Source organism: Kitasatospora cinereorecta (assembly GCF_024172095.1).
GTDB classification, from domain to species: domain Bacteria; phylum Actinomycetota; class Actinomycetes; order Streptomycetales; family Streptomycetaceae; genus Kitasatospora; species Kitasatospora cinereorecta.
In genome coordinates this window covers 279,198-300,220 of record NZ_JAMZDX010000005.1, presented here as the reverse complement: position 1 = coordinate 300,220, position 21,023 = coordinate 279,198, and the positions used below count along the sequence as shown (strand labels likewise).

17 protein-coding genes are annotated in these 21,023 nt (G+C 74.5%); 5 read left to right on the top strand and 12 right to left on the bottom strand.

What is annotated here, in order from left to right:
• Nucleotides 1-121 precede the first annotated feature (121 nt).
• The 10 genes from FHR36_RS26985 to FHR36_RS26940 form a co-directional block, all read right to left on the bottom strand.
• Nucleotides 122-2,626 (bottom strand): right-handed parallel beta-helix repeat-containing protein, encoded by a 2,505-nt coding sequence (locus tag FHR36_RS26985; protein WP_253801192.1) that lies wholly within the window; start codon nucleotides 2,624-2,626, stop codon nucleotides 122-124.
• A gap of 221 nt (nucleotides 2,627-2,847) precedes the next feature.
• On the bottom strand, nucleotides 2,848-3,717 hold the full coding sequence (locus FHR36_RS26980; RefSeq protein ID WP_253801190.1) for an MOSC domain-containing protein: 870 nt from the start codon (nucleotides 3,715-3,717) through the stop codon (nucleotides 2,848-2,850).
• A gap of 230 nt (nucleotides 3,718-3,947) precedes the next feature.
• Nucleotides 3,948-4,643 carry a DUF6643 family protein gene (locus FHR36_RS40055; protein WP_308199646.1) on the bottom strand — a complete coding sequence of 232 codons (696 nt, stop codon included), beginning with the start codon at nucleotides 4,641-4,643 and terminating at the stop codon, nucleotides 3,948-3,950.
• Nucleotides 4,644-4,884: 241 nt separating this feature from the next.
• The gene (mscL, locus tag FHR36_RS26970; protein WP_253801188.1) at nucleotides 4,885-5,334 is read right to left on the bottom strand and encodes a large conductance mechanosensitive channel protein MscL; all 450 of its coding nucleotides are present in this window, start codon (nucleotides 5,332-5,334) and stop codon (nucleotides 4,885-4,887) included.
• A 137-nt stretch (nucleotides 5,335-5,471) separates the two neighbouring features.
• Nucleotides 5,472-6,659, bottom strand: a complete 1,188-nt coding sequence (locus FHR36_RS26965; protein ID WP_253801186.1) for a DegT/DnrJ/EryC1/StrS family aminotransferase — start codon at nucleotides 6,657-6,659, stop codon at nucleotides 5,472-5,474.
• Nucleotides 6,646-8,172, bottom strand: coding sequence for a hypothetical protein (locus tag FHR36_RS26960; protein ID WP_253801184.1), 1,527 nt, complete (start codon nucleotides 8,170-8,172; stop codon nucleotides 6,646-6,648). The genes FHR36_RS26965 and FHR36_RS26960 overlap by 14 nt, the downstream gene beginning before the upstream one ends.
• A complete protein-coding gene (locus FHR36_RS26955) occupies nucleotides 8,172-9,206 on the bottom strand; it encodes a GNAT family N-acetyltransferase (protein ID WP_253801182.1) in 1,035 nt (344 codons plus the stop codon). Before FHR36_RS26955 ends, FHR36_RS26960 begins: the two co-directional genes overlap by 1 nt.
• A gap of 26 nt (nucleotides 9,207-9,232) precedes the next feature.
• On the bottom strand, nucleotides 9,233-10,393 hold the full coding sequence (locus FHR36_RS26950) for a glycosyltransferase (RefSeq protein WP_253801179.1): 1,161 nt from the start codon (nucleotides 10,391-10,393) through the stop codon (nucleotides 9,233-9,235).
• Entirely contained in the window at nucleotides 10,390-12,141 is a 1,752-nt protein-coding gene (locus FHR36_RS40050; protein ID WP_253801177.1) for a tyrosine-protein kinase family protein, read from the bottom strand. Before FHR36_RS40050 ends, FHR36_RS26950 begins: the two co-directional genes overlap by 4 nt.
• Nucleotides 12,142-12,345: 204 nt before the next feature.
• Entirely contained in the window at nucleotides 12,346-13,500 is a 1,155-nt protein-coding gene (locus tag FHR36_RS26940) for a glycosyltransferase family 4 protein (protein WP_253801175.1), read from the bottom strand.
• 106 nt (nucleotides 13,501-13,606) lie between these two features.
• On the opposite strand from FHR36_RS26940, the gene FHR36_RS26935 reads away from it, so the two are divergent.
• The 5 genes from FHR36_RS26935 (at nucleotide 13,607) to FHR36_RS26915 (ending at nucleotide 18,978) form a co-directional block, all read left to right on the top strand.
• Nucleotides 13,607-14,692 (top strand): glycosyltransferase, encoded by a 1,086-nt coding sequence (locus FHR36_RS26935; RefSeq protein WP_253801173.1) that lies wholly within the window; start codon nucleotides 13,607-13,609, stop codon nucleotides 14,690-14,692.
• 171 nt (nucleotides 14,693-14,863) lie between these two features.
• Complete coding sequence (locus tag FHR36_RS26930; protein ID WP_253801171.1) at nucleotides 14,864-15,511, top strand: thiol:disulfide interchange protein DsbA/DsbL; 648 nt, start codon at nucleotides 14,864-14,866, stop codon at nucleotides 15,509-15,511.
• 273 nt (nucleotides 15,512-15,784) lie between these two features.
• Nucleotides 15,785-16,591, top strand: coding sequence for an ABC transporter permease (locus FHR36_RS26925; RefSeq protein ID WP_253801169.1), 807 nt, complete (start codon nucleotides 15,785-15,787; stop codon nucleotides 16,589-16,591).
• A complete protein-coding gene (locus FHR36_RS26920; protein WP_253801167.1) occupies nucleotides 16,581-17,774 on the top strand; it encodes an ABC transporter ATP-binding protein in 1,194 nt (397 codons plus the stop codon). Before FHR36_RS26925 ends, FHR36_RS26920 begins: the two co-directional genes overlap by 11 nt.
• Nucleotides 17,775-17,778: 4 nt before the next feature.
• Nucleotides 17,779-18,978, top strand: coding sequence for a glycosyltransferase (locus FHR36_RS26915; protein WP_253801165.1), 1,200 nt, complete (start codon nucleotides 17,779-17,781; stop codon nucleotides 18,976-18,978).
• A gap of 55 nt (nucleotides 18,979-19,033) precedes the next feature.
• Here the strand turns inward: FHR36_RS26915 and FHR36_RS26910 are convergent, their stop codons facing one another.
• Together FHR36_RS26910 and FHR36_RS26905 are read right to left on the bottom strand one after the other, a co-directional pair.
• On the bottom strand, nucleotides 19,034-19,774 hold the full coding sequence (locus FHR36_RS26910; RefSeq protein ID WP_253801163.1) for an SAM-dependent methyltransferase: 741 nt from the start codon (nucleotides 19,772-19,774) through the stop codon (nucleotides 19,034-19,036).
• Between the two features lie 28 nt (nucleotides 19,775-19,802).
• Nucleotides 19,803-20,987 carry a glycosyltransferase gene (locus FHR36_RS26905; protein WP_253801161.1) on the bottom strand — a complete coding sequence of 395 codons (1,185 nt, stop codon included), beginning with the start codon at nucleotides 20,985-20,987 and terminating at the stop codon, nucleotides 19,803-19,805.
• Between the last annotated feature and the right edge of the window lie 36 nt (nucleotides 20,988-21,023).

Genomic DNA, 21,023 nt, shown 5'->3' with positions numbered 1-21,023 from the left:
GGTAGTCGAGCCCGTCGAGCCCGGCAGATGATCGTACGGCCATCCTCGCATGCCCCGCCGCGCGTTCGGGAGGCGGAGGCGGAACGCGAGAACGCTCGGCGGTGTGGGCGAGCTGGGCGGGTCAGCCGGGCAGGTCGGCCGGGACCAGCAGCTGGAGTTCCTCGGTCGACGGGTCGGACAGGTGGGCGACCCGCATGGCGTGCCGCTCCACCATGGTCTCGAACACCTGCCGGGCGGTGCGGCCGTTGCCGAAGCCGGTGCCGCGGTCGAGGGCGGCGAAGTGGTCGAGCAGGGCGCTCGCGGTGCCCTCGGCGAGTTGGTACTCGTGCTCCAGGCACTGGGCGCGGGCGATCTGCAACAGCTCGTCGGCGGAGTAGTCGGGGAAGGTGACGGTGCGGGAGAACCGGGAGGACAGGCCGGGGTTGGCGGCGAGGAAGCGTTCCATCTCGGCGGTGTAGCCGGCCACGATGACCACCACCGCGTCGCGGTGGTCCTCCATCAGCTTCACCAGGGTGTCGATCGCCTCCCGGCCGAAGTCCCGGCCGCCGTCCTCGGGGGCGAGGGCGTACGCCTCGTCGATGAACAGCACGCCGCCGCGGGCCCGGTCGAAGGCGGCGGCGGTGCGGATCGCGGTGGAGCCGATGTGCTCGCCGACCAGGTCGACCCGGGCGACCTCCACCAGGTGGCCGCGCTGGAGCACGCCGAGCGAGGCGAGGATCTCGCCGTAGAGCCGGGCGACGGTGGTCTTGCCGGTGCCGGGGGAGCCGGTGAAGACCAGGTGCCGGCGCGGCGAGGGGGCCTTGAGCCCGGCCTGCTGGCGGCGCCGGCCGACCGAGATCAGGTCGATCAGGGTGCGCACCTCGCGCTTGACGGTGGCGAGTCCGACCAGGGCCTCGAGTTCGGCGAGCGCCTCGTCGGCCGGGCGGCAGTCCGGGATCGGGCCGATCTGCGGGACGGTCGGCGGCCGCCCGCCGTGGCTCGGCGCGACCGCGCCCAGGCCGGAGGCACCCAGGACGGAGGCGCCCACGGCAGAGGCGCCCGGCCCGCCGGGGCCGGATTCCGCGGGGTGCGGGAGCGGGGAGCGGTCGCCGGTCCCGGACGGCAGGGCGCCGCGCGGGGCGGGCAGGTCGGCGGGTGGGGCAGTCGGCGGGGCGGCGGGCAGGACGTCGTCCGCGGTGCAGGCCTCGGCGATCGGGCCGGGTTCGGAGAACTCGAAGCCGGCCCGTCCGTTGCTCTCGGCCCGGCAGCGCACCAGGCGGGTACGGCAGCCGTCGATCACGTGGAAGCCGAAGCCGCGGCCGTGCGAGACCCGGACCTCCTCGAAGGTGCCGCGGCCCTGCGCGGAGACGTACACGCCCGCGTCGCCGGCGCCCCGGACGGTGCAGTCGCGCAGCAGCGGGTCGGCGCCCTTGGTGACGATCACGCCGGTGGAGACCTCGGAGATCTCGCAGCCGGTGAGCCGACCGCCGCTGCCGTGGTCGCGGAACCACAGGCCGGTGCCGGCCTGGTGGATCCGGCAGTCGGCGAGGTCGGCGGTGGCGCCGCCGCTGACCGACACGGCGGAGCTGCGGATGCCGGTGAAGGAGCAGTCGCGGGCGGTGGCGGTCGATCCCTGGTCGAGGACGAACAGCGCGTCGGGCAGGTCGTCGAGGGCGCAGTCGGTCAGCTCGACGGTGGCGCCGTCGCTGACCCAGAGCGCCGGGTAGTCGCCGCCGGCCGAGTGGATCTTGCAGCCTTCGGCCTCGACCCGGGTGCCGGTGTCCCAGACCGAGAGCGCCCCGCGGCCGAAGTCGTGCAGGGTGGAGCGCTCCAGCCGCAGCCGTGACCGGCCGCGCAGGTCCGCCGCGTTCTCCGGCAGGTCGTGCACCCGGCAGGCGGTGAGGGTGAGTTCGGCCTCGCTGTCGAGGCTCAGGCCGTTGCCGGTGACGCGGTGGACGGTGCAGTCGGTGAGCCGGCCGACGGCCTGCGCCTCGGCCTGGACGCCACTGCCGCGGACCTCGTAGATCTCGCAGCCGATCAGCTCGGCGGTGGAGCCGGGGTCGGCGATCAGCACGCCGGCGCCGCCGGCGTGGTGCAGTCGGCAGCGTTCCAGTCGGGCGGTGGCGCCGCCGAGGACGGCGAGTCCGGACTGGGCGGCGGCCGTGACCTCGCTGTCCTGCAGTTCGGCGACGGCGCCGCGCAGCCGGACGCCGAGGCCCGCCGGATTGTCCACGACGCAGCCGGTCAGCACGGCGTCGGCGCCGCCGGTGATCTCCACGCCGACCGCCGCCCGGGTCTCCACCCGGCAGTCGGCGAGCCGGGCGGCGGCCTTCTCGCCGGTGATCAGGACCGCCGGGACGGACACGTCCGAGCCCTCGATCACCAGGCCCTGGACGGTGGCCGCGGCGGTCACGGTCAGCGGGACCCCGGCGGGCGGGTCGAGGCGGACGCTCCCCGGGCCGTCGGCGGGCCGCAGGGTCACCGGCTTGTCGAGCAGTACCGCTTCGCGGAAGGTGCCGGGGCGCAGGGTGAGGGTGTCGCCGGGTTCGGCCACGGCCAGGGCCTCGTGGAGCGTCTCGTAATCCCCGGCGCGGCGCCGCCAGCGGGAGGCGCCGTCCTGCGTGACCCGGACCCTGTGCTCACCCATGACGCTCACCCATGACGGTCTGTCAGCCCCACCTTCGTCGAGACGCCGTGTGATCGCCCCACCGTAACGCCCTTCCCGGCCATCCGGTTCAACGAGTGGCGGCGGCCACGGTTCCGGACGGCGGCCACGGTTCCGGACGACGGCCGCCGGTCACCCGACCCGGACACCTCCGCCGGTCACCCGACCCGGACACCTCCGCCGGTCACCCGACCCGGGTCGGATCAGCCGCGGCGGTCCGGCTCCGGCCGCGGGCCCTCCTCCAGGACGGTCAGCTCGTCGCCGATCCGCAGCGTGCCGACGCCCTCGGGGATCAGGTTCTGCCCGAAGACCAGCTTCTGCCCGAACCGGTGGTGCCGGCCGAGCGCCCGCAGCGGCTCCGGGCCGCGCCGCACGCCGGTCTCCTGGTCGGTGGTGGTGACCACGCAGCGCCCGCAGGGCTTGGCCACCCGGAAGGTCAGCTCGCCGATCCGGATCCGCCGCCAGCCGTCCTCGGCCCACGCCTCGGTGCCGGTGATCACCACGTTGGGGCGGAAGCGCTCCATCGGCAGCGCGGTGGCCTTCACCGGATCGTCCGGGTGGTCCTCGGCGATCCGCCGGTTCAGGTCCGCCAGCGAGGCGGTGGTGGTGAGCAGCAGCGGGTAGCCGTCGGCCATCGACACGGTCTCGCCGGGTCGGGCGTACGCGGCGTCGATCGGGCGGCTGCTGCCGGGCCGGTCCAGGTGGACCAGGCGGACCTCGCCGAGCCGCTCGGCGAACCAGATCTGCACCTCCTTGGCCGCCTCGGCGGCGGGGAAGAAGGTGCCGAAGACCTCGACCTCGGTGTCGGTGGCGCCCTCGGCGACGGCGGGCGCGGGGACGGCGATCCGGGCGCCGTCGGGCGCGGTGACGGTCAGTGAGCCGTCGGCTTCGGGTACGGCGCGGTACTGCCCCAGCTCGGCCACGTCGCGCTGGGTGACGGCGCGCCCGCGTTCGTCCACCAGCATCCAACGGCGGTCGCCGGCCAGTCCCCAGGGTTCGACCCGGGCGGTGTCGGGGCTCAGCCGGTAGGTGGACTTGACGGGGTAGAGGTGGAGTCCGGTCAGCTGTGGCATGACCCCATCCTGCCAGCCGGTCGCTGCCGCCGGCACCGGGGTCGGACTGCCGCCGGCACCGGGGTCGGACCCGTCCGGCGGCGAAGCGCCGGGGCTGCGGACCGGCCCGGAAGACGCGAGGGCCGTCCGTACCGCGCTGTGGACGGTACGGACGGCCCTGGGGACGACCCCTTGCTCCGCCAAGACCCCGCCCGGCTCCCTCGTACACCGGGCGGACGGCTCGGCTGGGCTCAGCCGGCCTGCGGGTACTGCTGGTACTGCGGGTACGTCGGCTGCGTCGGGTACTGCTGCTGCATCGGACGCACCGGGGCGACCGGTGCGGCCGGGCGCAGCTGGTTGCCGCCGAAGCTCTGGTCGGCCGAGGCCTGCTGGCCCTGGCCGTTGAAGCCCTGCGCGCCGAAGCCCTGCGTACCGAAGCCCTGCCCGCCGAAGCTCGGCGCGGAGAAGCTCTGCGGCGCGTTGGCGAAGCCGGTGGAGGCGGGGCTCTGGCCGGCGAAGCCCTGGGTGGTCGCGCCGTAGGACGGCTGCGGGGCGGCCGGCTGGAACGGCGCGGGGCCGCCCGGGCGCTGGCCGGGGACGTAGGGCTGCGGGGCGGCCCCGTAGCCGGGCTGCGGCTGCGGGACGCCGGCGTAGCTCACCGGAGTCGGCTGGACCGGCGCCGGGGCGCTGCTCGGTCCGGGGCCCAGGGCGAGGCGGGCCGGGGGCAGCGCGGGCAGGTTGCTGCCCGGGCTGTCGTAGCCGCCGTAGCTCCCGTACGAGCTGCTGCCGTAGCCGGAGCCGTACGAGGAGGGGAGTGCCGGGGGCACGTTGATGGGGGCGATCTGCGGGATGCCACGTTCTGCGACAAGGCTGTCGTAGATGGGCGTGCCGGAGGAAAAGGACGGAGAGGGGTAGCCGACTCCGTCGTAGGAGCGGGGCGAGGTCATGGGGCATACCGTAAGCCCACAATGTGCCTGCTGAGGAGAGTGGGAGACCGGGGAGTTCAACTGTTTACACACTCTTCGCTCGATCAAACCACCCGAAAGGATGAAGAACGGACATTTGGGTGGGTGGAATCAGGCCATCACGACCACCTGACGGGAGGTCGAACGGCGTGCGAACCGACGAAGGCGGCCCCCCGGCGGCCGGATGGCCGGTCCCGGAGGGCCCGAGCGGGAAGTGCGGAGGTCAGCGGGACTGCAGCGCCGCGGCCTGGGCGGGGAAGCCGGGCCGCCCGGCCAGCTCCGTGGTGCAGTGCGCGCAGCGGGTCGCGGCGGCCGGAACGGTGCTCAGGCACTCCGGGCAGTCGTTCTTGGCGACCGGTACGTCCTTGACCGGGTGGAACCGGTTCTGCAGCTTGCCGACCGGCACCACCACGGCGAAGTAGATCACCGCCGCCACCAGCACGAAGCTGATCAGCGCGTTGAGGAAGGCGCCGTACGGGAACGTGGTGCCGGCGATCGAGAAGGTCTTCTGCGAGAAGTCGCCGACCGCACCCGTCGCCACGCCGATCAGCGGGGTGAGGAAGGCGGTGACGAACCCGGTGACGACGGCGGTGAACGCCGCGCCGATGACGATGCCGACCGCCAGGTCGACCACGTTGCCGCGCAGCAGGAAGCTGCGGAATCCCTTGAACATGGCCGCCATCGTGCCCGGCCAACAGGCTTGCGGTCCAACCGAGTTCACCTGAATTGCGCAATCGGCGAACCGCCGTGCGAGGCTCGAAATCCTGGAGCCCGCGACCCCGCCGGGGCCCCGCACGGCGCCGCCCCGGCTCAGCCCAGCCGCTCCGCGTGCGGCTGGATGCGTACCACCGCCTCGGCGACCCGCCGCACCGTCGCCGCGTCCATGTGCGACCAGAGCGGCACGGTCAGCACCGAGGCCGCCAGCCGGTCGGTGACCGGCAGCGCCTCGGCCTGGCCCAGGTGCGCGTACGACTTCTGCCGCTGCACCGGCGGGTGGAAGTAGCGCCGGGTGTCGATGCCCTCCGCCTTCAGAGCCCGGGCCAGCGCGTCCGCGGACAGGCCGAAGGCCTCGGCGTCCAGGATCAGCGTGAGGTCCTTGAAGGTCGACACGTCGCCCTCCTCCGGCAGGGCGAGCCGAAGCCCCGGCAGGCCCGCCACCGCGGCGGCGAACTCCGCCACCAGCGCGCCGCGGTGCGCCACCCGCTCGGGCAGCCCGGCCAGCCAGCTCAGGCCGACCGCCGCGTGCAGCTCGCTCATCCGGGCGTTCAGGCCGGGGAAGAGCGTGTCGTAGTCGCCCGGGTTGCCGTAGTCCCGGGCGGTGCGCAGGGTGGCCGCCAGTGCGGCGTCCCGGGTCGCCACCAGGCCGCCCTCGCCGGCCACCGCGACCTTGGTCGGGCTCATCGAGAACACCTCGGCCAGGCCGAAGTTGCCGATCGGCACCCCCCGGCGGCGGCTGCCCAGGCCGTGCGCCGCGTCGTACACCAGCGGCACCCCGGCCGCGTCGGCGATCCGCTGCAGCTCCTCGACCCGGCACGGGGTCCCGTAGACGTGGGTGGCCATCAGCGCGGCCGGGTGGTCGGCGGCCTTCAGCCGGGCCTCGGCGTCGGCCGGGTCCAGGGTGATGTCCTCCTCCCGGGCCTCGGCGAACAGCGGGGTGCCGCCCGCCCAGTGCGCCGCGTGCGCGGTGGCCGAGAAGGTGAAGCCCGGCATCACCACGGGGCGGCCCCCGCCCACCCCGGCGGCCTGCAGCACCAGCATCAGTCCGGCCGTGCAGTTGGAGACCGCGACCACGTGCTCCACCTCCAGCAGCTCGGCGGCCCGCTCCTCCAGCGCGCGCACGGTCGGTCCGTTGGTGAGCATGCCGCTGTCCAGGACGTCGCCGAGCCGGGAGAGCAGGCCCTCCCGGTCCGGCACCTGCACCCGGGTCAGCGGCAGGCCATCGGGGAAGGCGGGGGCGCCGCCGAGGGCGGCGGGCAGGTTCAGGTCAGTGGTCGTCATGGTCGGGTCGATCCCCCCTGGGTCGAGGTGGTGGCTCCGGACCGCCCACGCGGGCCGGAGAGTCGTCGCGGGCGGCGGCCTCGGCACGCTCGCCCCACTGGCCCGGCTGCACCCGCCACACCGGCGGCCGGCGCCGCTGGAAGCTCCGCCCGGCGGACTCGGCCTTCGGCACCGCGAGCAGCACCAGCACCAGCGGCAGCACCTGGACGCGCTCGCGCGACAGGATGCCCATGTTGTTGATGGTCGAGAAGGCCCAGCAGAACAGCAGCACGTACACCGAGGTGAAGGCGATGTACGAGCGTTTGACGAACAGCCGCGGCAGCCGGGTCAGCCGCGGCCAGTCCCGGATGAACATCACCAGCAGCGCGAAGCACTCCACCGACTGGATCAGGTTCTGGATGTTCGACGCCTCGAACGGGAACGGCCGGAACAGCACGCTCACCACCGCCACCGGCAGCCGCGCCGGATTGAGGCTGAACGACGGGGCGGCGTCCTCCGCGGTCGGCTGGTTGATCACCGACGAGCCCTGCGAGGTGCGCCGCGAGGTCTCCGACAGCACGTGGTTGACCGCGTCGCCGTCGGTGCCCTGGGTGCCGAAGAACGCCGACACCTGCTGCAGCATCAGCATCACCATCACGCCCAGCACCGCGACGGTCAGCACCGTGCGCAGCGGGCCGAGCGCGCTGACCTGCTGCGGCCGCTTGCGCAGCACGTACGCCACCATCAGGCCGGCGCCGGCCAGCACGGTGACGTGCGGGCGGACCATCGCGGTGCCCAGCGAGCCCAGCGCGATGCAGACGAAGGCGCCGAAGCGGCGGTCCAGCAGCCGGGCCACGCCGTAGGTGGTCAGGCCCAGGCAGAGCATCATCCAGGCGTCCTTGCCGATGCTGGACGGCCAGAACAGCAGCGAGGGCAGGAAGAACACCAGCTTGGCGTAGCGGCGGGAGTCGGCCTCCGGGAAGGCGATCTGCAGCGCCCGCCAGAACAGCAGCAGCCCCCAGAAGCCCATCCAGGAGAACACCAGGAAACCGCCGACCAGGGTCGGGCCGGTGATCGCGTAGACCACGCCGGTGACGATGATGACGAAGCCGGTGCCGGCGACCTTCATGCCCAGGTCGTAGTGGATCCCGGCGAACAGGTCGGTGGTGTCCAGGTACTGGGCGAGCTCGCTGCCGCGCTGGTGGTACATCTTGGCGTCGGCGGCGCCGCCGTACAGCACGAAGGCCATCAGGTAGCGGGGGAAGGCGCAGAGCAGCTTCAGGCCCATCGCCAGCATCAGCAGCTTGAAGACGCCGCGCTCGGGGTTGGCCGCGGCCACCCGGGCCAGGATCGGGGTGCCGATCACCATCAGGGCGGGCGCCACCAGCAGCGCGCCCCAGGTGTCGTAGCTGGTGTGCACCATGGCCAGGACGAAGACCGTGACGTAGCCGACCACCAGGGTGGCGGCCAGCGCGGTGGGCTGTCCGCGGCGCGCCAGGGAGCGCAGCCGGGCCAGCCGCGCCGGCGGGAGCATCAGAAGACCTCCAGGTCGCCGAGGCTGAACCGCCAGGCGTCGAGGGTGCGGTCGGCCGGCAGCGGGCCGGTCGGGGTGCGGGCGGCCAGCGTCATGCCGGTGCGCGGGGCGGTCAGGTAGCCGCAGCGCAGTGCGGCCGCGGCGGCCTCGGTGCCGGGGGCGAGGTGGGTGGCGGCGTGGTCGCAGCCGGCTGCGGCGGCGGCCCGCAGCAGCCGGGCGGCGCTGCCCCGGTCGCCGGGGCGGACGATCACCTCGGCCAGGGTGAACTCGGCCAGCGGCCCGCGGCGCCGCGGGCGCCCGAAGGCGACCCCGGTCAGCTCGCCGCCGCGCTCGCAGGTGAGCACCCGGTAGTCCAGACCGGGGGCGTCGCCGTAGCGCCAGGCCAGGAACTCCGGCGTGCGGTGGACCGCGAGCCGGGGGTCGGCCAGGTCGGCGGCGGCCCGCTCGGCCAGCAGCTCCGGCAGGCTTTTCGGCGTGGTGGCGAACCACGCGGCGGCGGTGGGCACCTCGCAGCGCGGCGCGGTCCGCACCGCACCGCGGCGGGCCAGCGCCGCCCGGGCGCCGCGGGCGAACGCCCCCGGCCGGGCCACCCGCAGGGCGATCGGCACCCGGCCGAGCTCCCGCCAGCCCATCTTCAGGTAGCCCGGAAGGCTGTTGCCGTTCGGGGTGTTGAACACCAACTCGGCGTCCGGGGATATCTGTTCGAGCAGGTCCAGGGTGAGCCGGCGGAAGATTCCGCGGCCCTGGAAGTCCGGGTGGGTGGCGGTGTCCACCGGGCGGACGGCGCGCACCGTACGGCCCTCGCCGTCCCGCCAGTCCCAGCGCAGGAAGAGCCGGACGCCCGCGATCCGCCCCTCCGGGGTCTCGGCGAGCAGGCCGGGGCTGGCCCCGAACGGGTTGCGGTGGTGCTTCCAGGCGAAGAAGTCGGCGGTCCGGGTGCCGGTCGGGCCACCGGCCAGCGAGGCGGTCAGCAGCTCCAGCACCGCCGGGGTGTCCGTCTCGGCGAGCTGACGGTACGTCAGGTCGGAATTCACGTGCGTCTCCGGTCCCTTCGGGGGAATCAGCGCTGCAGCAGCACCCGGGCGTAGACCTGCTCGACGGAGCGCTGGGCGCCGGCGACGTCGAAGCCCTTCGATCGCTCGCGGGCCGCCGCTCCGAGCCGCTCCCGCAGGCCCCGGTCGGCCGCCAGCCGGCCGAACGCGGCGGCCAGGGCGGCGGGGTCGCCGGGCGGCACCAGGAAGCCCTGCTCGCCGTCGTCCAGCACCTCCGGCATTCCGCCGACCCGGGTGACCACCGACGGCAGGCCGCTGGTCATCGCCTCCATCAGCGCGACCGGCAGGCCCTCCTGCCGGGAGCTGAGGGTGAACACGTCCAGGCCCGGCAGCAGTGCGGGCACATCCGGCCGGGAGCCGGCGAACACCACCGACTCGCCTGCCAGGGACCGAAGTTGCTGCTCCAGCGGGCCGGCGCCGATCAGCACCAGCACGGCCCGGGGATGCGCGCTGCGCAGCTGTTCGAAGGCGGCCAGCAGGGTCGCCTGGTCCTTCTTCGCGGTCAGGTTGCCGACCGTGCCGATCACCAACGCGTCCGGTGGCAGGCCGAGTTCGGTCCGGGCCGCGGCCCGCGCCGCCGGCCCCTGCGGCGCGCCGCCCAGGTCCGGGCCGTGGTGCACCACGGTCAGCCTCGCCGGGCCGGCGGCCGAGGGCCGCGCCATGGCCGGCCTGCGCTGCTTGATCGAGTCCGCCACCGCGTGCGAGACCGCGATCACCGCGTCGTTGCGCCGGTACGTCAGCGCGTTGGCCCACCGGGTGGCCGGCCGGTAGCGTTCCCACACGTTGTGCTCGGTGTGCACCACCCGCGGCGAGCGACGGCCCAGCGCGAGCAGCCGGGCGGCCACCGCCGGGACCGGCATGTGCGAGTGGACCAGGTCGTAGCGCCGCTCGGCCAGCAGGGCGCGCAGCCGCCACGGCCACAGCGCACCGGGCGCCCCGCCCAGGCAGTGGGTCCGGACGCCGGCCGCCTCCAGCGCGGGCACCAGCGCGTCCTTCCACGGCAGCACGTAGGCCACCTCGATCTCGTACCGGCCGGTGTCGGCGTGGCGTGCGCAGTTGACCAGCAACTGCTCGGCGCCGCCCCGGCCCAGGCCCTTGGCCAGCCACAGCACCCGGGCCCGCGGGGCGCCGTCCGCGCTCCCCGCGGCGCCGCCCTCGGGGCCGGTCACAGGTCCTCGCCCTGGCGCAGCCGCAGGGTGGTCTCCGCGGGAGTCTCCGGCGGCGCGTCCGGGGCCGGGCGCCGGGCCCAGCTCGGCGTGGACCTGCGCTCCTCGGCCCCCGGCGCCGGGCGGGGCGCCCCCGGCGCCGCCGTACCCGGGACGCGGGGCGCCGGAGCGGCGAGCGTCCTCGCCTTGCCGCGCTTGCGCCGCAGGCCCACCGGCCGGTCGGTGCCGAGCAGGGCCACGCCCGCGACCGGCACACCGGTCCGGGCCAGCAGCTCGGCCACCCGGTCCGCCTCCTCGGGCTTCACATTGCCCGCCATCACCGTGACCAGCACGGCGTCCGCGTGCCGCACCAGGTCGTAGGCGTCGTTGGCGTGCAGCAGCGGGGAGCTGTCCACCAGCACCACGTCCGCGTGCCGCTGCACCCGGCGCAGCACCTCGCCCGCCCGCAGCACCAGCGCCGCCGGGTAGGCCGTGGAGGTGTTGCCGCCCGGGATCAGCGCGACCCCGTCCACGTTGGTCCGGCTGATCAGGTCGCCCGGGTCGGCCAGCTGCTCACCGCTGAGCAGCTCCGCCATGCCCGGCCCCTCGGCCGCCCCCAGGTGCACATGCGCCTGCGGATGGCGGAAGTCGCAGTCCAGCACGAGAACTTGGCGCCCGGTCTCGGCCAGCGCGGCCGCCAGGTTGGCCACCGTGGTGGTACGGCCGTCGCCGCTGCGCCCGGACATCACCAGGATCACCGGCGCCGGGTGGGCCAGCCGCCGGGAGACCCGCTCGGCCGGGTCCAGCGTCCCCTCGCCCACCTGGGCGGCCAGCGCGTCCGGCCCGGTCAGCAGCAGGGTCGAGCGCAGCGAGCGGTACGCCTCGGCCGCCGGGTCGGACGGCCGGGCCACCACCAGCGGCTCCCGCAGCCGGCGCAACCTCCGTGCCACCAGCGGGATCTCGCCGATCACCGGCAGGTTGAACGCCTCCTCGGCGCCGTTGCGGCCGCGCAGCCGGGTGTCCATCCGGCTGAGCATCAGCGCGGCCACCACACCCAGGCCCAGGCCCAGCACCACCGCGAGGGAGAGCCGCAGGCCGCGGCTGGGCGCGGTCAGCGGGTTGCCGCTCGCCTCCTTGCAGTCGATCGAGCCCCACTGCTGGATGGCGTCGGTCTGGCTGTGGCTGCGCAGGTCGCTGATCGCGCCGAGGGTCTTGGTCAGCGAGGCTGTCGCCGCGCTCAACTGCGGTGCCAGCTTGGCCTGGTCGGCCGCGCTCGCCTTGCTCGCGTCCTTCTGGAGCTGGTCCAGCTGGTCCTGCTGGTCCTTGGCCTCGGCCTGCAGGCGCTTGATCGACTCGTCGGCGCTCTTCTTCGACTCCTGGGCGTACCCGTTGATGGTCGCCTCGGCGAGCGCCGCCGCCAGGTCCGCCGCACCCTGCTGGTTGGGACCGGTGGTGGTGAACAGCAGCATCTGGGTGGAGGCCGCGGTCACGGTGCGGCGGGCCGCCAGCGCGGCCACGTCGGTGGCGCCGAGCTTCTGGGCGGCGGCGGTGGAGACCGCCGAGCCCTGCGCGTACGACAGCACCTGGTCGGCCCGGACCGTGTCGGCCGCGCCCGCCACCGGCGTTATCGCCACCTTGCACTGCCACTTGGCGGTGTCCACGGCGTCGCCGGCCGGAGTGAGCAGGAAGCCCACCAGCAATGCGGCCACCGTGCACCCGGCGAGCAGCCGCCAGTAGCGCCTCAGGACCGTGAAAAGGTTTGCCGGTTCCACCGGTTGGATCCCCTCGCCTTACTGGTGCGATGCGCGCGCAGAGACGCGCGAATGTGCTGCGGCTCGTCCGGTGCTGCCGGGTGCCCGCCCCCGACAGGGATGCTTGTCGCCTTCGACCTGCGGCGCAAGCGCTTTGGCGATACTGAGACCAGGATGGGTCGAACGGTGTCGGACCGGACGCGGCGTCAGCCGGCGGCCGATCGCTCAGCCGCCGGATCTGCGCAGTGCCCGTTCGTAGAAGCCCACCATCTGCGCCGACACCCCGGACAGCGTGAAGCTGGTCAGGAACCGGGCCCGGGCCGCCTTCACCCGCACCGCCGCCGCGCCCGGGTCGTCCAGCGCCGACACCAGGGCCGCGGCCAGCGCCCCCGGCCGCTGCGGCTCCACCAGCAGCGCGTAGTCCTCGGAGCCGACCGTCTCCCGCAGCGCCGGCACGTCCGCGCAGACCAGCGGCACGCCCACGCCCATCGCCTCCATCGCCGCGCTGCCCAACCCCTCCCAGCGCGACGGCACCGCGAACGCGTCCGCCGCCGCCATCAGGTCGAACACGTCCCCGCGCGGCCCCAGGAAGCGCACGTTGCCCGCCGCCTCCGCCAGCGCCTCCAGCCGGGCCGTCTCCGCCCCCCGGCTGCCCGCCAGCAGCAGCACCGCCTCCGGCGCGTACGCCCGCACCGCCGGCCACGCCTCCAGCAGCACGTCCAGACCCTTCTGGTACTGCTGCCGGGCCGCCGCCAGTACCACCGGCGTCCCCTCGTCCAGCTCCAGTGCCGCCCGCACCGCCGCCCGCCGCTCCGCCGTCACCGACCCGAGCACCTCGGGATCGCGGCCCCGCGGCACCACGTCGATCAGGCTCCGCGACACCCGCAGCCGCCGGGCCATCGCCCCCGCCACATGGTGCGTCAGCGCATGGAACCGCCGGGTACCCTGCGCCGTCGCCGCGTCCACCGCCTGCGCCGCCCGCACCTTCCACGGGTTCAGCCCCCGCGCGTGCAGATGCTCCGGCCCGTACGAGGAGTTGACCAGGCTCGACACCACCGGCGTCCCCGCCGACAGTGCCGCCGCCCGCCCCAGCACGTCCGACTCGTACAACGTCGTGTGCACCAACTCCGGCCGCCGGCGCCGGATCAGCCCGCGCAACCCGGCCACCGTCGCCGCCCGGCCCGCCCGGTGCACCCCCTCCACGTGCGCACCCGCCGCCGCCAACTCCGGCTGGAAGCCCCCCGGCGACTCCTTCAGGTACGCCACGTCCAACCGCACCCCGGCCCGCACCAGCTGAGGCGCCATCGCCACCAGCCCCTGCTCCGCCCCGCCGACCCGGCTGACGCTGTCGATCACGTACAGCACATGCACCGCCGCCACCCCCCACACCCCGACTGCGGATCAGCATCCCAGCCCAACTGCCTTCCGCGCCACGAAAACGACGAGACCCGCACTGCGCCGCGGACCGGCCGCTACTGTCGGCCGCATGCCCGACGCCCCGACGCCCCGCGTACTGCACGTGATCACCGATCCGCGTCCGCGCGGCGCCCAGAACCTCGCCCGCGACCTGCACGCCGAACTCCTGCGCCGCGGCCACCCCTCCGAACTGCGCGCCCTCCACCCGCACCCCGACGCCGCCCCGGACACCACCGACGCACCCGTCCTCGGCCCCTCCCGGCACCACCCCGCCACCCTGCGCGCCCTGCGCACCCGCGCCGCCGGTGCGGACGTCGTCGTCGCCCACGGCTCCTCCACCCTCCAGGCCTGCGCCCTCGCCCTGCTCGGCAGCCGCACCCCCTTCGTCTACGTCAACATCGGCGACCCCCGGCACTGGACCGCGAGCACCTCCCGGCGCCTGCGCGTCGGCGCCTTCCTGCACCGCGCCGCCGCCGTCTCCGCCATCTCCGACGGCGCCCGCGCCGTGCTGCTGGAACGCTTCCGGCTGCCGGCCGCCCGCGTCCGCACCATCCCCAACGCCCGCTCCGCCGCCGACTACCCGCCCGCCGCCTCCGCCGCCGACCGGCTCCGCGCCCGCGCCGAACTCGGCCTGCCCGCCGACGGACCCATGGTCGCCTGGGTCGGCGCCCTCGCACCCGAGAAGCGGCCCGACCTGGCGCTCGCCGTCCTCGACCGGCTCCCCGCCGTCCGCCTCGCGCTCGCCGGCGAGGGTCCGCTGCGAAGCACCCTGGAAGCCGCCGACACCACCGGCCGTGCCCACTTCCTCGGCCGGCTCGCCGACCCCGCACCGCTCTACCGGGCGGCCGACGCGCTCCTGCTGACCAGCGACAGCGAAGGCGTACCCGGCGTCCTGATCGAAGCCGCCCTCGCCGCCCTGCCCACCGTCGCCACCGACGTCGGCTGGGTCTCCGACGTCGTCCGCGACGGCCTCACCGGCACCCTCGTCCCACCCGGCGACCCCGACCGCCTCGCCGCTGCCCTCGACCACCTCCTCACCACCGACCCCACCCCCCTCGCCACCGCCGCCCGCACCCACGCCCTCACCCACTTCGACCTCCCCACCGTCACCGACCGCTGGCAGGACCTCCTTGCGGAGATCGCCACCGGTCGCTGACGTGAACCCAGGGGCGCGAGGAACTGCGCGAAGCGGGAGGCTGCGGCGTGTGCCCTTCCGCCTCGCGCAGTTCCCCGCGCCCCTGGGTTCGCCTTACCTCATACGGCTGTTCCGGTGAACTTTGCCGCCCTGGCTGGCCGTTCCACCGGCTCGGCTGCCACCCTTCCCCGGGTGAACCCGTTGCTCCGTTCCACCGTCCTGTTGGCCGCCTTCGCCGGCCTGCTCGGCAGCCCGACCGGCGCGGTGGCCGCGCCGGCGGAACCGCACGAGGGCACCTCCTCCCTCGGCCCGGACCACCCGATGCCGTTGCGGACGGCGTCGCACCGGGCGGTGGAGTTCTTCTGGTACGACTGCACGCACTCGGCCCAGTTGGAGCAGCCGCTGGAACGCTGGGCCCTGCGCCACAGCGCGGATGTGACGCTGCGCCGGATCCCGGCAGTGTGGCCGGGCAGCGGTGACGAGCAGGTGCAACGCGCGCACGCGCGGCTGTACTACACGCTGGAGCGGCTCGGCGAGGTGGACCGCCTGCAGCAGGCGGTGTTCCGGGCGGTGCACGAGCAGCGGGCGGATCTGACGACCGAGGACCGGGCCGCCGCGTGGGCCGTCCGGCAGGGGGTGGACGAGGTGCGGTTCCGGACGGCGTACCGCTCCCAGGAGGTCCAGCGGGCGACCGCCGGGGCGGCGGACCTGTTCACCCGCTACCGGATCACCGAGCTGCCGACGGTGGTGCTGGACGAGGGCTTCCGGACCATGCCGAGCCGGGCCGGCGGTGTGGACGCCATGCCGTCCGTACTCGACCGGGCGGTCGAGGAGGGCTGAGCCGCGGGCGGCTCGAACCGACCCGTCTGACCAGGAGTATCTTCACCGAACCAGCCCCCCGCGCACACACTCTGTGCCATTGTGGTCGCCGGGGCCGCGCCGGCCGTTGCGGCGGCGGCTCCGTCGGCAACGGTCCGGCTGCCGTGAGGCGTCGGCCGACAGCACCGGAGAGGGCGGGAGTCCGTGGGGGGACAACGCGCAGGGGTCGTCGAGGAGCGCGAGAGCCGGGTGGGGGCGGATCGCCCGGTCCCGGACGGTCCACCGCCGGACCTGGTGTTCAGACGACGGCTGCGCCCGGTGCAGGTGGCCCACGAGCTGTGGGGTGCACGGGAGTTGGTCCGCGCGCTGGCCGAGCGTGACCTGCGGGCCCGGTACAAGCAGGCGGTGCTGGGATTCGCGTGGGCGGTGCTGACGCCGCTGGCCCTGTGCGCGATCTTCACCCTGGTGTTCCACCGCGCGGTGAAGATCGACACCGGCAACGCGCCGTACACGCTGTTCGCGTATGTGGGCCTGATCGTCTGGCAGTTCTTCAGCAACACGATGAACCAGGGCGCGCTGAGCCTGGCCAACAACCTGAGCCTGCTGAACAAGGTGTACTGCCCGCGCGAGGTGTTCCCGCTGGCCACCATGCTGGTGGCGACGGTGGACATGGTGATCGGCATCGGCGTTCTCGGCCTGATGTTCCTGGTGTTCTGGACGGCACCGGCGGCGACCTTCCTGTGGGCGCTGCCGCTGCTGGCGATCCAGTTCGCGTTCACGTACGGGGTGGCGCTGGTCCTGTCGGTGGCGGTGGTGTACCTGCGCGACGTCCGGCACCTGCTCCCGATCATCACCCAGATGGGCGTGTTCGCGACCCCGGTCGCGTACCCGCTGGCGAAGATCCCGCAGCGAATGCAGGAGGTCTACGTCGGCCTCAACCCGCTCGGTGCGGTGATCGAGGGCTACCGCAAGGCGCTGCTGTTCGGCGAGGCGCCGGACGCCGCGCTGACGTCGATCGCCGCGGTGAGCTCGGTGGTGTTCCTGGTCGGCGGGTACCTGTTGTTCAAGAAGCTGGAGACGGGGATCGCCGATGTCGCGTGAGTATCCGCTGGGCACCATCCGTACCGAGCAGGTCTGGAAGCGGTTCAAGGCCGACCAGCAGCGGATGCTGCTGCGCGACAAGGTCGAGCAGGCGGTGCGGCGGCTGCGCGGCGGTCGCGGCGAGGACTGGCGCTGGGCGCTGCGCGACGTCAACCTGCACATCGAGCCGGGCGAGGCGGTCGGCCTGATCGGCTCCAACGGGTCGGGCAAGTCGACCCTGTTGAAGATGCTGACCCGGGTGATGTACCCGTACGCGGGCGTGATCGACGTACGGGGCCGGATCGGCGCGCTGATCGAGATCCGGGCCGGTATCCACCCGGACCTGACCGGGCGGGAGAACATCTACCTGTTCGGCGCGCTGCTCGGCCTCAAGCGGCGGGAGGTGGCGGCCCGGTTCGACGACATCGTGGAGTTCGCCCGGCTCGGCGGGGCGATCGACCGGCAGGTGAAGTTCTACTCCTCCGGCATGCAGATGCGGCTGGGCTTCGCGGTCGCCGCCTATCTGGAACCCCATGTCCTGCTGGTGGACGAGGTGTTGGCGGTCGGCGACGCGGTGTTCCAGCAGCGCTGCCTGGACCGGATGCGTGAGGTCGCCGAGCAGGGCACCACGATCGTCTTCGTCTCCCACGACCTGCCCGCCGTGCAGTCGATCTGCCGGCGCGGGATCTGGCTGGAGCAGGGCACCGTCCGGGTGGACGCGGGGATCAGGGACGCGCTGGCCGGCTACCGGGACTCCATCGAGGCCCAGTCGGAGGCCGGGGCGCGGGCCGGTGAGCCGCTGGAACTGCTGAAGTACGAGATCCGCGGCGAGGGCCGGGAGAACCTGACCACCGACGAGCCGATGACGGTCGAGCTGACCGTCGGCGGCGACTACCGCGGCGACGCGACCCTGCACCTGGGGGTCAGCGAGGGCACCTCCAGCCCGATCTTCCAGCTGTCCCACGAGATCCGGCTCGGCGGCGGCGACCACCAACTGGCGTGCGTCATACCGCGGTTGCCGCTGCCGCGAGGCCGGTACACGCTGTGGGCGGGTGTCTACTCGATCGGCCGGACCGACGGCGGCACCCTGATGAGCTGGCACTCGGTCGGGCAGTTCGACGTGTTCGGCCCCGTGCTGGACACCCCGCCGCGCGCCGTGGTGCTGGCCGCGCCGGTGTTCGTCCCGCACCAGTGGGAGGAGTGACCCGGTGAGATCCGTGCGCGTGCTGGTGCACCTGAACAACCTCGCTCTCGGCGGCGCACAGCTCAACGCCGTGGACATCGCCCGCACCCTGCGGGACCGCGGCCACGACCCGGTGCTCTTCGCCCAGGGGGTGGCCGGCCCCGCCCCGCTGGTCGACGTGGCGGCCGGCCACGGCCTGGACATCACCGTCGCCGGCGGCCCCGACACCCCGCGCCGCGAGGTCCGCCGCCGACTGGAGCGGCTCGCCGCCGCCCACGGCAGCGAGGTGCTGCACGCCTGGGAGGTCAGGGCCGCACGCAACGCCTACTTCGGCCCCGGCCGACTCGGCCGGATCCCCGTGGTGACCACCTTCTACGGCATCCGGATGCTGCGCGGACTGCCCCGGCACCAGCCGCTGGTGCTCGGCCTGGGCGCGCTGATGGGCGAGGGCCGCGCCTTCGGCCACCGGGACGTCCGGCTGATCGAGCCGCCGGTCAACACCGGCACCGACGCCCCCGACGTGGTCGACGGCTGCGCCTTCCGCAAGGAACTCGGCGTCGGCGAGGGTGAGTTGCTGCTGTGCATCGTCACCCGGCTGGTGCCCGACCTGGAGAAGGACGCCGGTGCCGAGCTGACCGTGGAGGCGGTCCGGCAGCTCGCCGACCCGCGGATCCGGCTCGCCGTGGTCGGCGACGGCCCCAGCCGGCCCCGGCTGCGCAGCCTCGCGGCCGCCGCCAACCGCGAGCTCGGCCGCGAAGCCGTCCTGGTCCCGGGCCAGTTGGCCGACCCCAGGCCCGCCTACCAGGCCGCCGACCTGGTGCTCGGGATGGGCGGCTCCGCCCTGCGCGGCCTGGCCTTCGGCAAACCGGTGATCGTCCACGGCGCCGACGGCTACACCGCGATACACGAGCCCGGACCACTGGTCGAACCGCACGCCTCCCGCTGCATGTACGGCTTCGGCGACGGCAGCCGCGACCCGCGCCCGCTCGCCCGGCAGATCCGCGCCCTGCTCGACGACCCGCAGCGCCGGGCCCGGCTCGGCGGCTGGGGCCGGGAGTGGGTGGTCGGCCGGTTCTCCCTGGAGAGCGTGGCCACCGCCTTCGAGACCATCTACCTCGAACAGCTCCGCACCCCGCCCGGCACCCGCCGCTGGCTGCGTGACCTGGAGCAGATGGCCCGCTACGAGTTCGCCAAGCCCGCCGCGCTGCGCCTGATCGGCCGCTGAGACCGGTCTCCCGTGGTGCGGTTCACGTCGTGCGGCGCAGTACCCGGGGCGCGGTTCATGCTGTGCGGCGGAGCACCAGGGTCACGAAGCCGAAGAACGGTCGGTACCCGCCCAGCCACTCGGCGCGGTGTTCGGCGGCGATCCGCAGCGCCTCCCCGCCGGACGGTTCGGCTGCGTGGTCGAGCGCCCAGTCGGCGAGCGACCCGGTCCAGCTCCACTCGTAGTCGTCCAGCTCCTCCTGGGTGGAGGTGTGCCCGTAGACCGGCGTCCACCCGTCGGCGAGCGCGTGGTCGACGGTGGCGTGCAGGTCGGCCAGGCCGTCGCCGAAGATGTCCAGCGCCGCCCGGTCCGGTTCGGCCTGCCAGTACCCCTCGCCGACCAGGGCCAGCCCGCCGGGCGCCAGATGCGGACGGACCGCCGCGAGGGTGGGCAGCAGCCCGCCGAAGGCGTGCGTCGCGCCGACGCACAGCACCGCGTCGAACTCCTCCTTCGCCGCGAACTCCTTGGCGTCCACGTGGTGCAGCCCGATCCGGCGGGCCACCCCGAGCCGCTCCGCGCCCTGCCGGGCCAGGTTCAGCGCGTGCGCGTCCAGGTCGACGCCCACCGCCCGCAGCTGCGGGTGCGCGGCGAGCGCCCGCAGCAGCCAGGCGCCCTCGCCGCAGCCGAGGTCCAGCACCCGTTCGGCCGTACCGCCGCGCAGCGCGCGGTCCAGCAGCCGGCGCACCGACTCGTCGGACAGCGGCGCGGCGATCGGGTGGTCGCGGTGAGCGATGCGCGAGATCAGATGACGGTCCATCCGACCAGTCTCCCCACTGCGCGGGGGTTCACGCGCGTCCCTCGTGGCGCGCCGGCTCCGCCGGGCGGGGGTAGGTCCGGCCCTTCCAGGCGGCGCCCCGGCCGCGCCAGTGCTGTACCGCCGAGTCCACCGTCATCAGCAGGTACAGCAGCGCAGTGAACGGCAGCAGCACCGCCGCCCACGCCGGCTGCCGGTAGTAGCGCAGCATCGGCAGGTACGTCCCCGCCATCACCGCCCACGCCGCGCCACCGAGCACGGCCGGCCCCCACCACCCGGCGGCCAGGCCGACCGCGAGGGCCGCCGGCGGCACCAGGTACACCAGCGACAGCCCCAGCACCGTCCCGGCCAGCAGCACCACCGAGTGCCGCAGCTGCGCATACGCGCTGCGCGACACCATCCGCCACAGCGGCCCCAGCCCCGGGTACGGGCGGACGCTGTCCACCTGCTCGGCCAGCCCCAGCCAGGTCCGGCCGCCGGACCGCTTGACCTCCCGGGCCAGCGACACGTCGTCGATCACCGCCCCGCGGATCGCCGCCACCCCGCCGATCCGCTCCAGCGCCGTCCGCCGCACCAGCGAGCAGCCGCCCGCGGCGGCGGCCGTCCGGCCACCGGGACGGTTGCTCCACCGGAACGGGTACAGCTGCGCGAAGAAGTACACGAACGCCGGCACGATCAGCCGCTCCCACCCGGTGCGCACCCGCAGCCGGGCCATCTGCGACACCAGGTCCAGGCCGTTCCCCTCGGCGGCCGCGACCAGCTCGCGCAGCGAGGTCGGGCCGTGCGCGATGTCCGCGTCGGTCAGCAGCAGCCACTGCGCGTCGCCCGCCAGCTCCACGCCGTGGCGCAGCGCCCACAGCTTGCCGGTCCAGCCCTCCGGCAGTGGGGGAGGAGTGGTCACGGTCAGCGGCAGACCCCCGCCGTCCGGCCCGTCGGCCAGCGCGGCGGCCAGCTCACCGGTGCCGTCCGAACTGTGGTCGTCCACCAGGATCACCCGTGCCTCGCCCGGATAGTCCTGGGCCAGCAGGGTCGGCAGGCTGTCCGGCAGCACCCCGGCCTCGTCCCGGGCCGGCACCACCACCGCCACCCGCGGCCACCGCCCGGGGTCGCGCCGCGTGGGCAGCCGCTGATCCGTCCGCCAGAAGAACCCGTGGCCGACCGCCAACCACAGCCACACCAGCAGGGACAGCGCCGACACCCACAGCAGGACCGCCATTCCCGCAGTCTGCCCCATCCCGCGTCGCCCGGCCCG

Bases quoted from the DNA above. Each gene is read 5' to 3' on its own strand.
- FHR36_RS26965 (WP_253801186.1), bottom strand. From the start codon at position 6,659: ATGACGACCACTGACCTGAACCTGCCCGCCGCCCTCGGCGGCGCCCCC.
- FHR36_RS26985 (WP_253801192.1), bottom strand. From the start codon at position 2,626: ATGGGTGAGCACAGGGTCCGGGTCACGCAGGACGGCGCCTCCCGCTGG.
- mscL (WP_253801188.1), bottom strand. From the start codon at position 5,334: ATGTTCAAGGGATTCCGCAGCTTCCTGCTGCGCGGCAACGTGGTCGAC.
- FHR36_RS26935 (WP_253801173.1), top strand. From the start codon at position 13,607: ATGCCCGACGCCCCGACGCCCCGCGTACTGCACGTGATCACCGATCCG.
- FHR36_RS26920 (WP_253801167.1), top strand. From the start codon at position 16,581: ATGTCGCGTGAGTATCCGCTGGGCACCATCCGTACCGAGCAGGTCTGG.
- FHR36_RS40055 (WP_308199646.1), bottom strand. From the start codon at position 4,643: ATGACCTCGCCCCGCTCCTACGACGGAGTCGGCTACCCCTCTCCGTCC.
- FHR36_RS26960 (WP_253801184.1), bottom strand. From the start codon at position 8,172: ATGCTCCCGCCGGCGCGGCTGGCCCGGCTGCGCTCCCTGGCGCGCCGC.
- FHR36_RS26910 (WP_253801163.1), bottom strand. From the start codon at position 19,774: ATGGACCGTCATCTGATCTCGCGCATCGCTCACCGCGACCACCCGATC.
- FHR36_RS26905 (WP_253801161.1), bottom strand. From the start codon at position 20,987: ATGGCGGTCCTGCTGTGGGTGTCGGCGCTGTCCCTGCTGGTGTGGCTG.
- FHR36_RS26980 (WP_253801190.1), bottom strand. From the start codon at position 3,717: ATGCCACAGCTGACCGGACTCCACCTCTACCCCGTCAAGTCCACCTAC.